This window comes from Bifidobacterium anseris (assembly GCF_002860345.1).
Lineage (GTDB): Bacteria > Actinomycetota > Actinomycetes > Actinomycetales > Bifidobacteriaceae > Bifidobacterium > Bifidobacterium anseris.
On the sequence record NZ_NMYC01000001.1, the window covers coordinates 391,837 to 411,373 of the forward strand.

The window sequence follows — 19,537 nt, forward strand, 5'->3', positions numbered from 1 at the left end:
GGCATAATGTGCACGTGTCGCAAACGTCGTATAGCGTGCGATTCACCCATCGCGTCCCACTATTTGGATTGGTCAAATATGTGTCGAATGTCGTATTTCTTGATCTTCGTGTCTGCCACGATGTGCAAACGTATTCATGAACGACGTCCCAAAAACAGTGGCGGGACACCATGTTAAGGGCTTCATAAAATCGCGGCTCCGCGTTATCCACAATGAATCCGCGCATATGTGGATAAGTGGAAAGTTATCCACAAATGGACATTCAATCGTGCAACCGTTGGCATTTTGTCGCGAAATACGCTAGATTCGTGTTCGACGGGACGACCCGCCGGACCTCTGGCCCGCCCGGGAAGGCGGTCGTCCGTCAACGCATAAAGGAAGTTGTAAATCGGGAATATGGTTCCACGCCTGCGCGGCCACGGCCGTGGATGCGCGGGGGATTCCCCGGGCGGGAGAAGCGGAAGGGGTCAGGCAATGAGTGCCAACGAAGACTACCGGGACGACGAGTTCGACGAAGCCGACAACGCGGAGGTCCTCGACCTCGGGTTGGCGGCGTTCTACGAGGAGATGGACGAACGCAGCTGCAGGGAGTTCGACGAGGCAGTTGAACGCGACCGCCGGCGCGCGGAACGTGCGCGCATCGAGGATCTGCGGGCCGTCGGCCGCATGCAGCGCGACGCGAGGCGCCGGCCGCTGCCGTCCTACGACGGCGACATCCCGCTGGCGGTGCGCGACGAATCCCTGCACTACCACGTGCAGCTATGCTTCGAGCACGAGTACACCGACGCCTACATCCGCAATCTGGTGATGCAGGTCTGCCGCACCGCCTGCGCCGCGATCGAGGTCATGCGCGCACGCCAGAGCGGCAGTTCGCTCGCGAAGTACGTCAAGCCCGAATGCATCAGGCGCATCGAGACGATGCGCTCGGTCCTCGCCGGCAATCCCAACCTGCTGCCCGCGCCCGCGCTCAAGATGCGCTACGCGCCGGTCATGCCTCATCTCGTGCACGCGATGATGCTCAACGAGGAAACACTGGAGATCTCGCTGCACATCTCGCTCGGCGCGACGCCCCACTGCGGCAACATGAGGCTCGTGCGCCAGGGTGCGCGTTGGGTGTGCGACATGATCGACCTCGGCTGAGGCCGCATATGCTCGGCCGTGCGTTATAGTGGGAGGCATGCTCAGGGAATACGGACTCGACAATATCTACGTGACCACGCAGAAGGACACGGTGTACGCACTGCTGTCGGACCGTGCGATCGCCGATCCGGACGACATCATCGCCCAGTGGAAGGACGAGAGGACCCGCCAGTGGAACGACGTGATGGCTGGGGAGATGCTCGCCCAGGTGCGCAGCGTCGCCAAGGGCCTGATGGCCCTTGGCGCCAAGCAAGGCACGATGGTCGTGCTGTATTCGGCCACGTGCTACGAATGGGGCGTCCTCGACTTCGCGTGCGCGGCGATCGGCGCGGTGTCGGTGCCGATCTACGAGACCGATTCGCTCAAGCAGGCGGCGTCGATCATCGAGGAGGTGGAGCCGCTCATCGCCTTCGGCGGCGACGAGGAGCATACGCATACGCTCGACTACATCGCGGCCGACCATCCGGGGCTCAAGCACGTCTTCAACCTGAAGAACGGAGCCCTGGACGCGCTCATCAACTACGGTGAGGCGCTCGACGACGACGCGCTCGACGAAGCGATCGGCCGCGTGCGCGCCGACGACCTGCTGACGATCGTCTTCACGTCGGGCTCGACCGGTAGGCCGAAGGGTGCCATGCTGTCCCACCGCAACTTCACGCACATCGTCAAGAACGGCTACGAGATCCTTCCTGAGATGCTCTACGAGCCGAACCGTCTGCTGCTGTTTCTGCCGCTGGCGCACTGCTTCGCGCGCTACATCCAGTACACGGCCATCGGCGGCCACGGCGTCGTCGGCTACGTGCCCGGCGCCAAGCACCTGCTCGCCGACCTGCGCGGCTTCAGGCCGACCTACCTGCTCGGCGTCCCGCGCGTCTTCGAGAAGGTGTACAACGCCGCGTCGCAGAAGGCGGGTACCGGCATGCGTGGCCGCATCTTCGCGAACGCCTTCAAGCATTTCGTCGCATGGTCGAAGATGGAGGTCGAGCATAAGCGGCCGTCGGCCATCATGCGCATGAAGCACTCCTTCTACATGGGCACCGTCGCCTCGTCGTTCCGTTCGGCACTCGGACCCAACCTGCGCTATCTGGCATGCGGCGGCGCGCCGATCAACACCGACCTCGTGCATTTCTTCAACGGCATGGACGACATCACCTTTATCCAGGGCTACGGCATGACGGAGACGGCCGCGCCGATGGTCGTCAACTGGCAGAAGGCGAACCGTCCGGGCTCGGTCGGCAGGCCCGGCCCGGGCATGGCGATCCGCACCGCCGAGGACGGCGAGATCGAGGTCAAGGGACCGAACGTGTTCCTCGGCTACTACCGCAACCCCGAGATGACCGACGAGGTCCTCGAGCCGAGCGGCTGGCTGCACACCGGCGACCTCGGCACGATCGACGACGAGGGCTTCCTGTACATCACCGGCCGCAAGAAGGACATCATCATCACGGCCGGCGGAAAGAACGTCTCCCCGGCGCCGATGGAGGGCACGATCTGCGAATGCTCGATCGTGGCGCACGCCGTCGTCGTCGGCGACAACCGTCCGTTCGTCGGCGCCCTCGTGACGCTCGACCCGGAGATGACGCCGTCGTGGCTCGCCGAGCAGGGGCTCGACCCGGACATGCCGATGGGGGACGTCGCCAACAGCGACGCCGTCCATTCCTTCATCCAGCAGTACGTGGACCGGGCGAACGCCGACGTCTCGCGTGCCGAATCGGTGCGCAAGTTCATCGTGCTGCCGCACGATTTCAGCCTCGAGGAGGGCACGATGACCGCGAGCATGAAGGTCGTGCGCCCCAAGGTGCTCGCGCAGTACGACGAGGTGATCGAAGGGGAGTTGTACGCCCCGGTGGCGCCCGTGGTGCGCGCGAACGTCGGTATGCAGATCCTCGAGAGCACGACCGAGACGGTCAAGAAGGCCGGGGAAAGCGTGCGCGCCGCCTCCGAGAACGTGACGCCGCGCGTGCGTCAGGCGATCGGCAACGTCCATGAACGGTTCGGCGAATGGCGCGACGAGCACACCGACGCCGCGCAGGACGCCGACGCCGCGAAGGACGATGCTGCCGCGAAGGACGACGCGTCCGCCTCGCGCTGACCGAAACAAGGCGTCGCCGGACGTGATGAATCATCAATCAGGAACCAACAAAGCAACGAAAGAGGAGCATACCAGTGGCAATCCGTGAAATACGAGTCGTCCCCGACCCGGTCCTGCGCACACCGTGCGATCCGATCACCGAGATCACGCCGGCGGTGCGTCGCCTCGTCGAGGATCTGCTCGACACCGTCGACGACCCGGGCCGTGCGGGCCTGTCCGCCAATCAGATCGGCGTGGGGCTGCGCGCCTTCTCCTACAACATCGACGGCACCGTCGGCTACGTGCTTAACCCGGTGCTCGAGGAGACGCGCGGCGAGCAGTACGGCGACGAGGGCTGTCTGTCGCTGCCGAGCCTGTGGTACAAGACGCGCCGCGCCGACTACGCGCGCGTGCGCGGCATCAATCTCGACGGCAACGAGGTCGTCCTTGAGGGCGACGGCATCATGGGACGCATGCTCCAGCACGAGACCGACCATCTCGACGGCCACGTCTACATCGATCGGCTCGAGAAGGACGAGCGTCGCGCCGCGATGCGCCGCATGCGCAGCATGAACTCCTGACCGTCCGAGCCACGGACGGATGCGCCCCTCGCGGAACCATTGATTCTGGGAGGGGCGCATGGTATATTCGTCAACGGTGTGCCAATCGGCGTACCGTGCTGTCGCACGCATGGGTCGCCACCAGACATTTCCTATTGCGGGCGCACCACGACAACGCGTCATGTGGGCGACGGCTTGTGTCGGTCGGTCGGACCCTTCGGGGCGAGATTGCACGCAATGCCGCATGGCCAGGCAATAACCGACAAGAAAGGTAGCGATACCATGGCTCAGATCACGATGAGCGAGATGCTCAAGGCCGGTCTCCAGTTCGGACACCAGACCCGCCGTTGGAACCCGAAGATGAAGCAGTACATCCTCACGGAGCGCAACGGCATCTACATCATCAACCTGTTCAAGACGCTCGACCTGATCGACGTCGCCTACGACTTCATCAAGACGACCGTCGCGCATAACGGCACGGTGCTGTTCGTCGGCACGAAGAAGCAGGCTCAGGAGGCCATCAAGACCCAGGCCACCCGCGTGAACATGCCGTACGTCTCCGAGCGTTGGCTCGGCGGCATGCTGACCAACTTCCAGACCGTCTCCAAGCGCGTCACCCGTCTCAAGGAACTCGAGGAGATGGACTTCTCCGACGTGCACGGCTCCGGCCTGACGAAGAAGGAGCTCCTGCTCCTCGAGCGCGAGAAGGACAAGCTGGAGAAGCAGCTCGGCGGCATCCGCAACATGAACCGCACGCCTTCCGCGATGTTCGTCGTGGACGTCAACAAGGAGGCCCTCGCGGTCGAGGAAGCCCACAAGCTCGGCATCCCGGTCGTCGCGATCGTCGACACCAACGCCGATCCGGAGACCGTCGAGTACCCGATCCCGGCGAACGACGACGCGATCCGCGGCATCGAGCTGCTGACGACGCTCTTCGCTGACGCCGTCGCCGAAGGCCTGCTCGAGCGTTCCGGAAAGAGCGCACAGAGCGAAGGCACCTCCACCGAGCAGCCGATGGCCGCCTGGGAGAAGGAACTGCTCGAGAACACCGACCGTGAGAACGCAGTCGTCACCGAGAGCGCCGTGCTCAAGGACGACGAGGCCGAAGGCGCCTCCTCCGAGGCCGCCCGTTCGGACGCCCACTTCGAGGCGTCGCAGGCCGAGCAGGACACCGAGTCCAAGTGATCCCAAGCGTTCGGCGGCGCATCACGCAGCCGAACGCTTGCCTCCATATACTTTTCCGTTTCAACCAAGGAGACATCAATGGCAGCAATCACCGCAGCATTGATCAAGCAGGTCCGCGAGGAGACCGGCGCCGGCATGATGGACGTCAAGAAGGCGCTCACCGAGGCCGAAGGCGACGTCGCACGCGCGAAGGAAATCATCCGCGCCAAGGGCATCCAGGCCGCCGGCAAGCGTGAAGGCCGCAAGGCCCAGGAAGGCACGATCGCGTCGACCGTCGTCGATTCCGCGAACGGCCAGACCGGCTACGCCGTCGAGCTCAACTCGGAGACCGACTTCGTCGCGAAGACCCCGAAGTTCGTCGACTTCTCGAACACTGTCCTCGCCGACGCCGTCAAGGCCGACGCGAACAGCATCGACGACGTCCTCAACGCGCCGTCCGCCGACGGCGACGTGAAGACCGACATCGAGGAGGCCGCCGCCCTGTTCGGCGAGCACGTCAAGGTCGGCCAGTTCGCGAAGATCACCGGCCCGCGCGTTGAGATCTACGCCCATAAGAAGTCCGCCGAGATGCCGCCGAGCATCGTCGCGATGATTGCGACCGACGAGGCCGGCGCCGCCGTGGCCCATGAGGCCGCGCTGCAGATCTCCGCGATGGGCGCCCGCTGGCTCACCCGCGAGGACGTCCCGGAGGACGTCGTCGAGAGCGAACGCCGCGTCGCCACCGAGAAGTCGCTCGCCGAAGGCAAGCCGGAGAAGATTGTCCCGAAGATCGTCGAAGGCCGCCTCAACGCGTTCTTCAAGGAGAACGTGCTGCTCGAGCAGGCCTACGTCAAGGATCCGTCGAAGACGATCGGTGATCTGTTCAAGGAGGTCGGCGGTCAGGCCCTCGCCTTCGCCCGCCTCGAGGTCGGCAAGGGCCCGGAGGCCGACGTCGACTGACACAATCAGGGTTCCGGCGCATGCGTATGATCGCGCCGGAACCGCCGCACCGGCGATTTGCCGATGCGGCGGATGGGGCCGCACGCCATGACGGCGTGCGGCCCCATCCGCGTTTCCGGCCTGCGCCGCCGGGTGGTGTCAAACGCCACCGATACTCTAAAAGACGGTATTTTGCGATCCATCGACGAGGAAGGCATGATATGGCAGAGGAAACGACGCAAACCGAACCGCGCAGGGTGTTGCTCAAGCTCTCGGGGGAGGCCTTCGGCGGCGGCAGCGTCGGCATCGACACCGGTGTCGTGCGGCGCATCGCCTCCGAGATCGTGCCGGCCGTCGAAGCCGGCGTGCAGGTGGCGATCGTCACCGGTGGGGGCAACTTCTTCCGCGGCGCCGAACTGCAGCAGGCGGGCATCGATCGTTCCCGCGGTGACTATATGGGTATGCTCGGCACCGTCATGAACTGCCTCGCGCTGCAGGACTTCCTCGAGCAGGAAGGTCAGGCGACGCGCGTGCAGACGGCGATCACGATGGGGCAGGTCGCCGAGCCGTACATCCCGCTCAAGGCGATCCGCCACCTCGAGAAAGGCCGCGTCGTCATCTTCGGCGCCGGCGCCGGCATGCCATACTTCTCGACCGACACTGTCTCGATCCAGCGTTCGCTCGAGATTCACTGCGATGAGGTGCTCATGGGTAAGAACGGCGTCGACGGCGTCTACACCTCCGACCCGCGCAAGGACCCGGACGCAAAGCGCTTCGCGCGCCTGAGCTACAAGCGCGCGCTCGTCGACAACCTCGCGGTTATGGACGCCTCGGCGATGGCGATGGCGCGTGACAACGACCAGCACATCCGCGTGTTCGGGCTCGAGGCGCCCGGCGACGTCACCCGCGCGTTGCTCGGCGAGTCGATTGGTACGCTGGTGTCCAACGGGGAGTCGCAGCTGGCATGAACGCCGTGTGACGCCCACGACGCCGACAACAGGTTTCATCAAAGGAGAACAAACATGGCAAATCTTGTGGATCAGGCCAAGGCGCAGATGGCGAAGTCCGTCGAATCGACGAAGGAGAACTTCTCCGGCATCCGCACCGGCCGCGCCAACCCGGCGCTGCTCAACGGCATCGTCGTCGAATACTACGGCGCGCCGACGCCGCTCAAGTCGGTTGCCACGATCGGCGTGCCGGAGCCGCGCACGCTGTCCGTGACGCCCTTCGACCCGTCGCAGGCGAACGCCGTCGAGAAGGCGCTGCGCGACTCCGACCTCGGCGCGAGCCCGCGCCGCAACGGCGCGCAGATCCTGCTGACGATGCCGGAGCTCACTGAGGACCGCCGCAAGGAATACGTCAAGCTCGCCAAGACGAAGGCCGAGGACGGCAAGGTCGCCGTGCGCAACATCCGTCGCAAGACGAAGGAAGCGATCGACAAGGCCGTCAAGGACGGCGAGATGGGCGAGGACGAGGGCGATCGTCTGCTCAAGGATCTCGACAAGGTCACCAAGCAGATCACCGATGAACTCGACGCCCTGCTCGAAGGCAAGCAGAAGGAGATCATGGAGGTCTGATCCTCCCTGAGACGATGCGCCTGCGCGCGACCGCCACGGCTTCAAGCGACCCCCGGCGCGCAGGCGCATCCTTGTTGTGCACCGGGCGGATCCCGCCGGTGCACGTCGTCGCGCATGTTCCCGAAGGAGGGCCATGATGCCGCATATGCAGCAATCCCGTGAGGCCGAAGAGAAGCTTCAGCAGATCAACAAGAGGACCGGCAGGAACATGCCGCAGGCCGTCGCCACGGCCGTTGTTCTCATCGTGATCATCCTCGCGTGCCTGTTCATCAGTCCGATGCTGTTCGCGCTCCTCGTCGTCGTCTTCATGCTCCCCGCGCTGTGGGAGCTGCGCGTGGACTTCGCGACGCGCGGCCTGCGCATCCCTGTGCTCACGCTCTGGATCTGCTCGACGGCGACGCTGCTCTCCGTCTACTTCTGCGACCGCCATGTCGTGGCGATGGCCGTCGGCGTGCTGGCGTCGCTGCTCGTCGTCGCCGTCACGGCGAGCCTGCAGATCACGCTCAACGGGCGCACATCGAAGGTCGTCGCCGGCAAGGCAACGACCGCGACGCCTGCACAGGCGCAGCCGCGCGCCGACGAGCCGCACAGCCGCCTGACGCAGGTGGCCGTCTCGATGTTCACCGTGCTCTACATTCCGCTGCTCGCTTCGTGCATCATCATGCCGCTCACCTTCAACGGGCATCCGGTCGCCCATGCGATCCTCATCGTGTTCATGCCGGCGCTGAGCGACACCGGCGGTCTGTTCGCCGGCGCGTGGTTCGGCCGGCACAAGCTGTGTCCGACGATCTCGCCAAAGAAATCGGTCGAAGGTCTGCTCGGCTCGATCCTGTTCGCGATGGCCGGCTGTTTCGCCGTCTTCGCGTGCACCTACGAGGCGCCGATGTGGGCGTCGCGCTGGTGGGTGCCGATCGTCGCCGGCGTCATGATCGGCGTCGTCGGCACTTTCGGCGACCTGTGCGCGTCGCTGATCAAACGTGATCTGGGCATCAAGGACATGGGTCACCTGCTCAAGGGGCACGGCGGCATCCTCGACCGCGTCGACTCCATCCTGCTGTGCGCGCCGTTCATCTGCGTGCTGCTGTGGATGACCGGTCTGTGACGTCTGAGCGCCGCGCACCGTCCGAACCATCACGATTCCCCGAGGAAAGCCGATTCCATCATGAACTCCAACGACACCTTCCGCCCCGCCGCGCATCCGCATGACGACGCGGACAGCGGCATCACGCCCGGCGGCACCACCGGGGCGTTCCGCGACGTGCTCGCGAAGGACCACGCTCGACGGGGCAAGCCGCCGCTGCATTTCGCCGACATGACCGTCGACGAACGCGAGGAACGCGCGAAGGAGCTCGGCATGCCGAGGTTCCGCGTCAAGCAGCTCGCCAACCACTACTACGGCCGTTTCGACGCCGACGCCGCCGATTTCACCGATCTGCCGGCGGCGCTGCGCGAACCGGTTCAGGAGGCGTTCTTCCCGACACTGATCGACGAGGTGACACGTCAGGTGGCCGACGACGGGCAGACAATCAAGACGCTGTGGAACCTGTTCGACGGCTCGAAGATCGAATCGGTGCTCATGCGGTATCCCAACCGCACGACGCTGTGCATCTCGTCGCAGGTCGGCTGCGGCATGGGCTGCCCGTTCTGTGCGACCGGCCAGCTGGGGCTGACGCGCAACATGTCCACCGGCGAGATCCTCGAACAGGTGCGCATCGCCGCCGGCATGATGGCGCGCGGCGAGGTCGCGGGAGGTCCGGGGCGTCTGAGCAACGTCGTGTTCATGGGCATGGGCGAGCCGATGGGCAACTATCGCGCCATCGTCTCCGCGGTGCGTCAGATCGGCGCGATGCCGCCCGACGGCTTCGGCATCTCGACGCGCAACATCACGGTCTCGACCGTCGGCGTCGTCCCCGGCATCCGCCGCCTCGCGCAGGAGGGGCTGCCGGTGCGCCTCGCCGTGTCGCTGCACGCGCCGAACGACGATCTGCGCGACGAGCTCGTGCCGATGAACAGGCGCTTCAACGTCGATCAGGTCCTCGACGCCGCGCATGACTACTATCTGGCGAGCAAGCGGCGCGTGAGCATCGAATACGCGCTGATGCGCGGCATCAACGACCAGGAGGTGCACGCGCGCCAGCTCGCGAACAAGCTCAACCACTACGGCGACAACTGGGCGCATGTCAACCCGATCCCGCTCAACCCGATCGAGGGGTCGAAATGGACGGCGTCGAAACCCGAGGACGAGGCGAGGTTCCTTGAGATCCTGCATGACGCCGGCATCACCGCGACGCTGCGCGACACGCGCGGCCAAGACATCGACGGCGCCTGCGGACAGCTCGCCGCCAAGACGATCGACATGACGATGCCGCAGCGTTCCTGAGCGCCCGCAGGCCGCGAAGGCCCGCCCATCCACGAACGGATGGGCGGGCCTTCATCGTGTCGGCGGCCGAAATCGGCCCTGCGCAATCGCCGGAACTTGCGCCGAAGAGGGACGCTAAGTAATGTAACAACTGTTACGTAACACCTGTTACATTATGTTCCGCGCGTTGAAGTACGCGCGGGGAGGGAGGCCGCGATGCCGCGCGCACAGCAATACACACGCGAGCAGATTGTCGAATCCGCCTTCGCAATCGTGCGTGAGGACGGGGAGGATGCGCTGTCCGCGCGTTCGCTTGCCGCACGCCTCGGTTGCTCGGTGCGTCCGATCTTCAGCCGCTTCGCCGGCATGGAAGAGGTGCAGCACGCCGTCTGGCGGCGAGCGAACGAGACGTACAACGCCTTCGTCACCGACGCGATGGAGCGCGGCGCCGACCGTCCGTATCTGTCGAGCGGCCTCGCCTACGTCGACTTCGCCAGACGCGAGCCGCAGCTGTTCGCGATGCTGTTCATGCGTCCGCGTACCGACGAGGAGATGAGGCAGGCCGAACGTGACGTCGAGCCGATCGTGGCGATCGTCGCCCGCCAGCTCGGCGTCACCGAGGCACGGGCCCTCGAATTCCACACGCAGCTGTGGGTGTATGTGCACGGCCTCGCCACGATGATCGCCACACGCTACCTCGACTGGGATGCCGACTTTGTCGAACGCTCCACGTCGCAGGTCTACCGGGCGCTCAAGGCGGACCTCGAATCCGGAAAGGAAGCATGAGATGGATGCGATACGCACCGTCGATCTGACGAAACGGTACGGCGACCTCGTCGCCGTCGACCATGAGAACATCACCGTCGCCGAGGGGAGTCTCTTCGCGCTGCTCGGCGTCAACGGCGCCGGCAAGACGACGACGATCTCGATGCTCACCGGGCTGACGCGCCCGACGAGCGGCGACGCCTACCTGCTCGGCAAGTCGATCCTCAAGGACGGCGCATGGATCCGCGAGCGCATCAACGTCGCGCCGCAGGAGACGGCCGTCGCGCAGAACCTTACGGTCCAGGAGAACCTCGAGCTCATCGCCGGCATCTACGGGCAGCCGCATGCGAAGGCCGTCGCGAGCGCGCGCCACGTCATCGACGTGTTCTCGCTCGCCGACGTAGCCTCGCGGCGCGCGTCGGCGCTGTCGGGAGGCATGCGCCGACGTCTGAGCATCGCGATGGGGCTCATCACGTCGCCGAAGATCCTGTTCCTCGACGAGCCGACGGTCGGTCTCGACGTGTTCGCGCGCCGGGAGCTGTGGAAGGTCATCGCGTCGCTCAAGGGCAGCACGACGATGCTGCTGACGACGCATTACCTCGAGGAGGTCGAGACGCTTGCGGACATGGTCGCGATCATGGTCGCCGGCAGTGTCGTCGCAACCGGCACCGTCGAGCAGCTCAAGGAGAAGACGGGCGCGTCCACGTTGGAGGACGCGTTCGTCGCGTTGGCGGGAGGTGCACGATGAGCGCGCGCAGGGTGTGGCTGTTCTCAGTGCGTACGGTCAAGGGGGTGCTGCGCGATTCGGTGAACCTGTTCTTCGGCATGGCCTTCCCGGCGCTGCTGCTGTGGGCGTTGTCGGTCATCTACCGTCAGGTCGGTCAGATGCCCGGCGCGCGTGCCATGTCGATCGGCGATCTGACGGCGTCGATCGCGGCCTATGCGCCGGTGTTCCTGTCGTTGTTCTCGGGGATGCTGCTGGCGAAGGACCGTACGTCGAGCTTTCTGGCGAGGTTGTTCGTCTCGTCGATGACGTCGGCGGATTTCATGTTCGGCTATACGGTGCCGATGCTCGTCGTCTCGCTTGCGCAGTCGCTTGTCACGTTCCTGTGCGCGGGCCTGTTCGGCTGGCATGTCTCTTCGCGTCTGCTGCTGGGCGTCGTGGTCGTGCTGCCGGTCGCGCTCATGTATACGGCGATTGGGCTGCTGTGCGGCTGTGTGATGAGCGATCGCGCGGTCGGCGGCGTGTGCGGGGCGATGCTCACGACGCTGGCCTTCATCCTGTCGGGAGTCACCGTGCCGTTGGCGATCATGGGGGAGACGTTCCGCCGTATCGTGCAGGCGTTGCCGTTCTATCATGCGACGCAGGCGGTCGTCGCGGCGCTCGACGGCGCCGACGGTCAGATCTGGCCGCATCTGTGGATCGTGTGCCTGTATGCGCTCGTGTGCATGGCGGCGGCCGTCGCCGTCTTCGCGTGGCGCAGGCGGGAGCGCTGAAGGCGGCGGAGATGCCCTGTCGGCGGCGTGGTCACAGGGGTCGATGTGAAGATTCGTTGAAGGCGTCTTACAGTGAGACCGTCGACGGCGCCTTCAACGTGCACCCCGCTACAATGCCCATGGACATAATCGGGGTGCGCGGCCGGGCCGCATGCCCCGTGCAGGCATGACGAGAAACGAGCATCGTATGGGTGGAGCGCACGCGAGAAGGTCGCCGGCGGCGGGCGGCCGCGCGCGTCGGCGACGGGGGAGGAAGGCCGGAGCCGGCATGGCGGCGCTCGGCGGCGGCGCGACGCTCGTGCTCGCGCTGGGCTTCCTCGGCGGATGGCAGGCGAAGGCGATGAGTGCGCCTCCCGTACTGCAGGCCGCGCCCGCGGCGACAATCGATGTGCGCGGCGCGGACGGCGACGGGGAGGTCGAGGAGGCCTCGACTCAGACGAGCGCGACGACGAAGCGGCCGACGATCGAATCGGTTACGGCGGTGCACGCGACGGACGACGCGCAGGGCCGCGCGACGGTGCTGCTCACCGTCGAATGGGAGAACACGACGGCGTACACGACAGGGCTGGTGCCGACCTTCACTGTCTCGCAGCACGGCATCGTGCTCGAACAGGCCGCCTACGGCGAAGAGAGGCCGGCTGGTTTCGAGGACGCGTCACGCTTCCGCAAGGTGCTTCCCGGCACGAAAACATCGATCCAGCTCGCCTATGTGCTCCTCGACGCGGCGGCGCCGGTGCTGCTGCAGGTGACGGACGGCACACCGAACACCTTCGGCAGCGAGATCGCGCTCGAGATGCGCTGACGCACGCCATGCCGGCGCGCGCCGTTCAGCGCCGGTCGCGGCGTTCGGCGATCGCGTTCGTGACGATCGACGCGATTGCGCACAGCAGGCCGCCGATGACCCACGACATCCAGAACATGCCTTTGGGGCCGCCGTCGAAGAAGAACAGCATCGAAAGGCCCACAATCGTCGCGACGATCATGATCGTGCCGCAGATTGCGCCGTTGACGCCCTCGACCGTGTCCATGCTGCGGCTGCGCTCCTCGCGGATCGCCGCCTTGTTGTACTCCTCGACGTTCACGCGCGCGTAGTTCATGCCACCGTACGTGCATGCGGCCACGCCGCCGGCGACGATCATCATGAACAGCGCGACCGGCCATCCCTCGTCCATGTGCATGACGCCGTCGGCGTAGACCATGAAGCCGCAGGCGATGAGGATCAGGCCGACGCCGAAGATGAGGCTGACCGCGAGCGTGTGCGCCGCCTGACGGCGGTCCTCGCCGGTGTAGAAGTCCTCGACGAAGGGGTGGCGGCGCATGAACTCGGCGTGGCCCAGACCCGCGGGCACGAAGAACGCGAGCGCGACGAGCACGCCGATCGAGATGCACAGGAACACGAGGAATTCGCCGATCGAGGCCGACACCGGCACGCTGTTGTCGCCGTCGAACAGCAGACCGACGCCGACGCCGAAGATGACGGCGAAGACGCCGGCGCAGATCTTGCGGTCGAAGGAACGCATGTGCTCGTCATAGCCGGTGATGTCCTGCGGCAGCGCGGACGGCTCGGCGAGCATCGTCGCGCCGGCGCCGACGGGCGCTTTTGGGCGTTCGTCCCCGGTGTCGTCGGCCGCTGCGGTCTCGGCGCGTCCGTCGCGCACGTCGCCGATGACGAGATCGTCGAGCGTCACGCCGAACAGGTCGCACATCATCAGCAGCTTGTCCATCTCCGGATAGGCCTTGTCGCCCTCCCATTTGCTGATCGCCTGTCTCGAGACGCCGAGCAGCATCGCGAGCTGCTCCTGCGTCATGTTGCGTTGGGCGCGCAGGTACTGCAGATTGTCCCTGAAGGTCATGTCCGTGTCCTTTCCTGACCGTGGCCGTATCGACGCTACCGTCGTCGGCTCCATGGCACCAACTATGCCCGGTATGCGAAAGCCGCGCTACCACCTTTCGGTTGCATCGGCGGATGCAACCGTCGACTTCCGCGGCAACCTGCGGTTGCATCCGCGCGGTTCCAACGATTTCGCGTCCCGGAACGGCTCGGGGATGCAGGCCCGGCCGTTTCGGCATGCGGTCGCGTGGGCGGCGCGTGCGGCGCGTTGTAACAGGGAATCGGTACGCTGGTGGCGTTCCGTGTTGAGTCAGCAACGATTCGAAAGAGGTGCGACCATGCCGTTGGCGGTCCGTGTTATCCCATGTCTCGACGTCGACGCCGGACGCGTCGTCAAAGGCGTCCACTTCGAGAACCTGCGCGATGCGGGCGACCCGGTCGAGCTCGCCGCCGAATACTACCGTCAGGGCGCCGACGAGCTGACCTTCCTTGATGTGACCGCGTCGAGCTCGCATCGCCAGACGATGATCGACGTCGTCACGCGCACCGCCGAGCAGATTTTCATCCCGCTGACCGTCGGCGGCGGCGTACGCACGCCCGAGGACGTTGATTCGCTGCTGCGCTGCGGTGCCGACAAGGTGGGCGTGAACACGGCTGCGATCAACGATCCGACGCTGATCTCCCGCGTCGCCGAACGATTCGGCAACCAGGTGCTCGTCCTGTCCGTCGACGCGCGCCGCGAGCGCGGCGAACGGCATACGCGTTCGGGATTCGAGGTCACGACGATGGGCGGACGCAAATCGACCGGCATCGACGCGCTGTGGTGGGCGAAGCGCGCCGAGGAGCTCGGCGCCGGCGAGATCCTGCTCAATTCGATGGATGCCGACGGCACGCAGCAGGGCTTTGACCTTGAGATGATCCGTGCGATGCGCGAGGTCGTCTCGATCCCCATCATCGCCTCGGGCGGCGCGGGCAAGGCCTCCGACTTCCCGCCGGCGGTCGCGGCCGGCGCCGACGCCGTGCTCGCCGCGTCGATCTTCCATTACGGCAAGGTCACGATCGGCGAGGTCAAGGACGCACTGCGCGCCGCCGGCTACACGGTGCGCTGAGCGTGCGCGGCATGCGCGCGTATGATGATGTGGTCTGTTGTTCGCGAACGATGATATGGGAGCATGATGGGCAGCGAAGCTGAGAAGACCTACGACAATTTCGTGATGCTCGACCCGCGCATCAAAGCGCGGCTCAAGTACGACGACAAGGGGCTCGTGTGCGCCGTCGTCCAGCAGTACGACACCCGTGAGGTGCTCATGGTCGGCTACATGGACGACGAGGCGCTGCGCCGCACGCTGACAGGCGGCCGTGTGACGTTCTGGTCGAGGTCCCGCCAGGAGTATTGGCGCAAGGGGGACACCTCCGGCCATGTGCAGTACGTGAAGTCGGTGAGCCTCGACTGCGACGGCGACGCGCTGCTCGTCGAAGTCGACCAGGTCGGCGCGGCGTGCCACACCGGCAAGCGCAGCTGCTTCGACGAGGGCGGTCCGCTGCCGGCCGTCGTCGGCATGCGCCCCGAAGGACAGGAGGAGCAGGCATGAGCGTCAACAGCGTGTCCGATCTGGGCTGGGGGGAGACCTGGCCGAGCCGTGAGCGCTTCCATGCACTGGCGGCCGAAGGTTACCGTATCATCCCGATCGTGCGCAGGATCCTCGCGGATTCGCTGACACCGGTCGGCCTGTACGAGCGTCTCGCCGGACGACGTTCCGGCACCTTCATCCTCGAATCGGCCGAGACGAGCGGCACATGGAGCCGCTACAGCTTCATCGGCGTCGATTCGATGGCACAGCTGCGTTCGAACGGCGGGCGCGCCGACTGGCTCGGCACGGTGCCTGCGGGCGTGCCGCGCGACGGCGACGTCATCGACGTGGCGCGCGCGACGCTCGACGTGCTGCATGCGCCGCGGATCGACGGTCTGCCGAACCTAACGGGCGGCCTCGTCGGCAACGTCGGCTGGGACGTGATCCGCCATTGGGAGCCGATGCTGCCGGCGAACGCGCCCGATGAGACCGGGCAGAGCGAACTGACGCTCGCGCTGGCCACCGACATCGCCGTCGTCGACCACAAGAACGGCTCGGTGTGGCTCATCGCGAACGCCGTGAACGTCGACGACCGCCCCACGCGCGCCGACGCCGCCTACGACGAGGCGGTCGCCCGCGTGGAGCTCATGCAGGTGCGGGCGGCCACGCCGACGCAGGACGAGTTCCGCGTCGACGTGCTCGATCCCTCGATTCCGCAGCCCGAACTGCGGTTCCGGACGAGGAAAGAGGACTTCCTCGCGATGGTGGAGCGTTCGCGACGCCACATCATCGACGGCGACGTGTTCCAGGTCGTCGGCTCGCAGCGTCTCGACATCGACTCGCCGGCCGACCCCTTCGACGTCTACCGTGTGCTGCGCACGCTCAACCCGAGCCCCTACATGTACTTCATGACGCTCACCGACGCGCAGGGCCGCGACTTCAACGTCATCGGCTCGTCGCCGGAGACGCTCATCAAGGTCGATGACGGCCTGGCGATGAGCTTCCCGATCGCCGGGTCGCGTCCGCGCGGCGCGACGCCGGAGGAGGACGAGCGGCTGCACGACGAGCTGCTCGCCGATCCCAAGGAGCGCAGCGAGCACATTATGCTCGTCGATCTGGCGCGCAACGACCTGAGCCGCGTGTGCGAACCCGAATCGGTCGAGGTCGTCTCGCTGATGGACGTGCTGCGCTACAGCCACATCATGCACATCTGCTCGACGGTCACCGGACGGGTACGCCCCGACATGACCGTCATGGACGTGTTCACGTCGGCGTTCCCGGCCGGAACGCTCTCCGGAGCGCCCAAGCCGAAGGCGATCGAACTGATCGACCGGATGGAACCGGCCGACCGCGGCATCTACGGCGGCACCGTCGGCTATTTCGACTTCTCCGGCAACATGGACATGGCAATCGCGATCCGCACCGCCTTCATCCGCGACCATCAGGCCTCGGTGCAGGCAGGCGCGGGGCTCGTGCTCGACTCGGTGCCTGAGACCGAATGGATGGAGACGCGCAACAAGGCGGGCGCGAGCGTCGAGGCGATCAAGATCGCCGCGCAGCTGCGCCGCGTGTGACCGAAGGTCGCGCGGGAGATCTTCGATGTCCCGCGGATCAATAGCTCGTCAGGCGAGAGGCCCCGCCGTCCGTAACGCTACGGACGGCGGGGCCTCTCGCCTGACGAGCTGATCGCGGACGCGCTCACTCGCCGAGGATGGCGTGCACGTGCTCGCGCAGCGCGGGTACGACGGTCTCGTCAAACCAGGGATGCTCGGTGCGCCAGATGTCGGTGCGGCCGGAGGGATGCACGATCGGGAAGTACTTCGGCAGATATTCGCGGAAGTTCTTCACCGTGTCCTCGAGGCGCGCCTTCGACCATTGGTCGAGGTAGTACTTCACGGCATAGGAGCCGGCGAGGATCGTCAGCTTCACATCCGGCAGCAGCTTCATGATCTCCGGGTGGAACGTCGGTGCTACCCATTCGCGCGGCGCCTCCATGCCCTTGTCGCCGTACGCATCGCCCAGATAGTAGAAGTCCATCGGCACGAGCGCGAACTTGCCCGAATCGTAGAACGTGGCCTTGTCCACGCCGAGCCATTCGCGCAGTGTGTCGCCGCTGCGGTCGTCCCAGCACAGGCCGCGGGTCTGCGCGTCCAGGCTCGGCGACTGGCCGACAATCGTGATGAGTGCGGTGGACGGCGCCGAGAAGATCGGCTTCTCTCCGCGTTCGGTGAACTGCGCGTCGCGCGGGTCGTCCTCGATTTGCTTGGTGATCGATGCTATCGTTTCCATGACTCTCCTTATGTTCGCCCTACCCACCGGCATAGCACGTCCGCCGCGCCGCCGTCGGCGAATGCGACGCGCTTGCGCCGATAGCGTCATATGTCCCCTCTCCGTTCACACGCCGTTGGCGGTGCGCCAGTCGGCGAGCGCGGCATGCATGCGCATCCAGCGCCGCTCATCGGCGAACGACGCGTCGATCGAATTCCCGGCGAGCGCGGCGAGGCCGTCGAGTGACATGCCCGCGTCGGCGAGCGCCGCATAGTTGGCGGCGACGTAGCCGCCGAAGTAGGCGGGGTCGTCGGAGTTGATCGTGCACACGATGCCGTCGCGCACCATCTGCGGCACCGGATGCTTGCGCATGTCGTGCACCACCTGCAGCCGCAGATTTGACAGCGGGCAGCAAGTGAGCGGTATCCGGTCGCGCACGACGCGCGCCTGCAGCTCGGGGTCGTCGAGGATGTGGATGCCGTGGTCGATGCGTTCGGCGTGCAGCAGGTCGAGCGCTTGGCGGATGTAGTCGGCGGGACCCTCCTCGCCGGCATGCGCGACGGCATGCCAGCCGAAGGAGCGTGCGCGGGCGAACTGGTCGACGAACATGGACGGCGGATACCCCGCCTCCGCGGAGTCCAGACCGATGCCGAGGATCTCGCCGCGGCGCGGCTCGGCCATGTCGAGGATGCGGTCCGCCGACTCCACGCTCATGTCGCGCACGAGGCTCAGCATGAGGCCGCCGGTGACGCCGTAGCGTTTCCGGCCTGCGCGTAGGCCCTCCAGCAGGCCGTCGAGCACTGTGTCGTAGGGCACGCCGTTCGAGAACACGTGCACCTGCGGATCGAAGAAGATCTCGGCGTGCATGACGCCGTCGCGCGCCGCGCGGGCAAGATAGGCGAGCATGAGGTCGTGGAAGTCGTCGGCGGTCCGCAGCGTCTTCGTCAGCGCATAGTAGAGGTCGAGGAAGGATTGGAGGTTCTCGAAGCGGTACTGCGCGCGCAGCTCGTCGATCGTCCTCCACGGCAGCGCCACGTCGTTGCGTCGGGCGAGCTTGAACGCGAGTTCGGGTTCGAGCGTGCCCTCAATGTGCAGATGGAGCTCCGCCTTCGGCATCGTCGCGAGCGCGGCGTGCATGTTGTCTGTGTCGGTCATCGTTGTCCTTTCCTGTGTGTTCCGTGTGCCGGCGCGGGACGGCGCCGGATATGCGAAGGGCGGGCGTGATCGTGCGCGATCACGCCCGCCCTTCATGGACGGATCGGAAAACCCGAATCAGTCGTCGAGGTCGAGCTGGCGGCCGAAGCGGTCGTTGAGTTCAACCTGATCCTCGGTGGCCTTCGCCTCTTCGGCGGCCGCCTTGCCTTCGGCCTTGTCCTTCTTGTCGTCGGCCCTGTCGGTGACCTTCTCGAGCTTGGCCTGCGGATCGTCGGCGGCCTTGACGATCTTCTCGTCCTCCTTGGCGATCACCTTGGCGGCATGCTCCTCGGCGCGCTCGGCGCGCTTCTCGTCGCGGTTCGCCTCATGCTCCTCGTGGCGCTCCTCCATGTGATCCTTGAATTCCTCGAAGTGTTCCTTGATATCTGCCATAATCGGCTCCTTTCGCCATACGGTACGGGCTACGTCCCATTAGACCACCGTCGGTGGTGGCTCCGGATGCTTTTCCACTCTCAAGTGAAACTTTTCCGGCGCGGATGATGTCGTGTTAGGCGTGTCGTGCGGCCGCGACCACCATTCAGACGCCGACATGCGTTCGTCATCCGCCATCCGTTAGAGTGTCCCCTGACGGGAAGGACCC

At 65.8% G+C, this 19,537-nt stretch carries 20 protein-coding genes; 16 read left to right on the top strand and 4 right to left on the bottom strand.

Going from position 1 to position 19,537, the window contains the following annotated elements:
* The first annotated feature begins 474 nt into the window (after positions 1-474).
* The 13 genes from CGZ88_RS01620 to CGZ88_RS01680 all read left to right on the top strand — a co-directional run bounded on the left by CGZ88_RS01620 (position 475) and on the right by CGZ88_RS01680 (position 12,874).
* A complete protein-coding gene (locus CGZ88_RS01620) occupies positions 475-1,140 on the top strand; it encodes an Rv3235 family protein (RefSeq protein WP_026645254.1) in 666 nt (221 codons plus the stop codon).
* A gap of 37 nt (positions 1,141-1,177) precedes the next feature.
* Positions 1,178-3,232 (top strand): AMP-dependent synthetase/ligase, encoded by a 2,055-nt coding sequence (locus CGZ88_RS01625; RefSeq protein WP_026645255.1) that lies wholly within the window; start codon positions 1,178-1,180, stop codon positions 3,230-3,232.
* Between the two features lie 74 nt (positions 3,233-3,306).
* Positions 3,307-3,792 carry a peptide deformylase gene (locus tag CGZ88_RS01630; RefSeq protein WP_026645256.1) on the top strand — a complete coding sequence of 162 codons (486 nt, stop codon included), beginning with the start codon at positions 3,307-3,309 and terminating at the stop codon, positions 3,790-3,792.
* 261 nt (positions 3,793-4,053) lie between these two features.
* Complete coding sequence (gene rpsB / locus CGZ88_RS01635; RefSeq protein WP_026645257.1) at positions 4,054-4,956, top strand: 30S ribosomal protein S2; 903 nt, start codon at positions 4,054-4,056, stop codon at positions 4,954-4,956.
* 78 nt (positions 4,957-5,034) lie between these two features.
* A complete protein-coding gene (tsf, locus tag CGZ88_RS01640) occupies positions 5,035-5,895 on the top strand; it encodes a translation elongation factor Ts (protein WP_026645258.1) in 861 nt (286 codons plus the stop codon).
* 200 nt (positions 5,896-6,095) lie between these two features.
* Positions 6,096-6,842: a UMP kinase gene (pyrH, locus tag CGZ88_RS01645; protein ID WP_026645259.1), complete on the top strand. Its 747-nt coding sequence runs from the start codon at positions 6,096-6,098 to the stop codon at positions 6,840-6,842.
* 54 nt (positions 6,843-6,896) lie between these two features.
* Entirely contained in the window at positions 6,897-7,451 is a 555-nt protein-coding gene (gene frr, locus CGZ88_RS01650) for a ribosome recycling factor (RefSeq protein ID WP_024541293.1), read from the top strand.
* A gap of 133 nt (positions 7,452-7,584) precedes the next feature.
* A complete protein-coding gene (locus CGZ88_RS01655) occupies positions 7,585-8,553 on the top strand; it encodes a phosphatidate cytidylyltransferase (RefSeq protein ID WP_024541294.1) in 969 nt (322 codons plus the stop codon).
* A 60-nt stretch (positions 8,554-8,613) separates the two neighbouring features.
* On the top strand, positions 8,614-9,831 hold the full coding sequence (gene rlmN / locus CGZ88_RS01660) for a dual-specificity RNA methyltransferase RlmN (RefSeq protein WP_024541295.1): 1,218 nt from the start codon (positions 8,614-8,616) through the stop codon (positions 9,829-9,831).
* Positions 9,832-10,026: 195 nt separating this feature from the next.
* Positions 10,027-10,596 carry a TetR/AcrR family transcriptional regulator gene (locus CGZ88_RS01665; protein ID WP_026645262.1) on the top strand — a complete coding sequence of 190 codons (570 nt, stop codon included), beginning with the start codon at positions 10,027-10,029 and terminating at the stop codon, positions 10,594-10,596.
* Position 10,597: 1 nt separating this feature from the next.
* On the top strand, positions 10,598-11,323 hold the full coding sequence (locus CGZ88_RS01670; RefSeq protein ID WP_026645263.1) for an ABC transporter ATP-binding protein: 726 nt from the start codon (positions 10,598-10,600) through the stop codon (positions 11,321-11,323).
* Positions 11,320-12,072 (top strand): ABC transporter permease, encoded by a 753-nt coding sequence (locus tag CGZ88_RS01675; protein WP_101670931.1) that lies wholly within the window; start codon positions 11,320-11,322, stop codon positions 12,070-12,072. Before CGZ88_RS01670 ends, CGZ88_RS01675 begins: the two co-directional genes overlap by 4 nt.
* Before the next feature lie 187 nt (positions 12,073-12,259).
* Complete coding sequence (locus CGZ88_RS01680) at positions 12,260-12,874, top strand: DUF5067 domain-containing protein (protein WP_165778681.1); 615 nt, start codon at positions 12,260-12,262, stop codon at positions 12,872-12,874.
* 25 nt (positions 12,875-12,899) lie between these two features.
* Here CGZ88_RS01680 and CGZ88_RS01685 read toward each other — a convergent pair whose 3' ends face one another.
* Entirely contained in the window at positions 12,900-13,925 is a 1,026-nt protein-coding gene (locus tag CGZ88_RS01685; RefSeq protein WP_024541300.1) for a helix-turn-helix transcriptional regulator, read from the bottom strand.
* Positions 13,926-14,241: 316 nt separating this feature from the next.
* On the opposite strand from CGZ88_RS01685, the gene hisF reads away from it, so the two are divergent.
* The 3 genes from hisF (at position 14,242) to CGZ88_RS01700 (ending at position 17,048) form a co-directional block, all read left to right on the top strand.
* Positions 14,242-15,012: an imidazole glycerol phosphate synthase subunit HisF gene (gene hisF / locus CGZ88_RS01690; protein ID WP_026645266.1), complete on the top strand. Its 771-nt coding sequence runs from the start codon at positions 14,242-14,244 to the stop codon at positions 15,010-15,012.
* 66 nt (positions 15,013-15,078) lie between these two features.
* Entirely contained in the window at positions 15,079-15,495 is a 417-nt protein-coding gene (gene hisI / locus CGZ88_RS01695) for a phosphoribosyl-AMP cyclohydrolase (RefSeq protein ID WP_026645267.1), read from the top strand.
* Positions 15,492-17,048 carry a chorismate-binding protein gene (locus tag CGZ88_RS01700; RefSeq protein ID WP_026645268.1) on the top strand — a complete coding sequence of 519 codons (1,557 nt, stop codon included), beginning with the start codon at positions 15,492-15,494 and terminating at the stop codon, positions 17,046-17,048. Before hisI ends, CGZ88_RS01700 begins: the two co-directional genes overlap by 4 nt.
* A 124-nt stretch (positions 17,049-17,172) precedes the next feature.
* Here the strand turns inward: CGZ88_RS01700 and CGZ88_RS01705 are convergent, their stop codons facing one another.
* The 3 genes from CGZ88_RS01705 to CGZ88_RS01715 all read right to left on the bottom strand — a co-directional run bounded on the left by CGZ88_RS01705 (position 17,173) and on the right by CGZ88_RS01715 (position 19,329).
* Entirely contained in the window at positions 17,173-17,763 is a 591-nt protein-coding gene (locus CGZ88_RS01705) for a uracil-DNA glycosylase family protein (RefSeq protein WP_026645269.1), read from the bottom strand.
* A 105-nt stretch (positions 17,764-17,868) separates the two neighbouring features.
* Complete coding sequence (locus CGZ88_RS01710; RefSeq protein WP_243390031.1) at positions 17,869-18,897, bottom strand: adenosine deaminase; 1,029 nt, start codon at positions 18,895-18,897, stop codon at positions 17,869-17,871.
* Positions 18,898-19,014: 117 nt separating this feature from the next.
* Entirely contained in the window at positions 19,015-19,329 is a 315-nt protein-coding gene (locus tag CGZ88_RS01715) for a hypothetical protein (RefSeq protein ID WP_026645271.1), read from the bottom strand.
* Between the last annotated feature and the right edge of the window lie 208 nt (positions 19,330-19,537).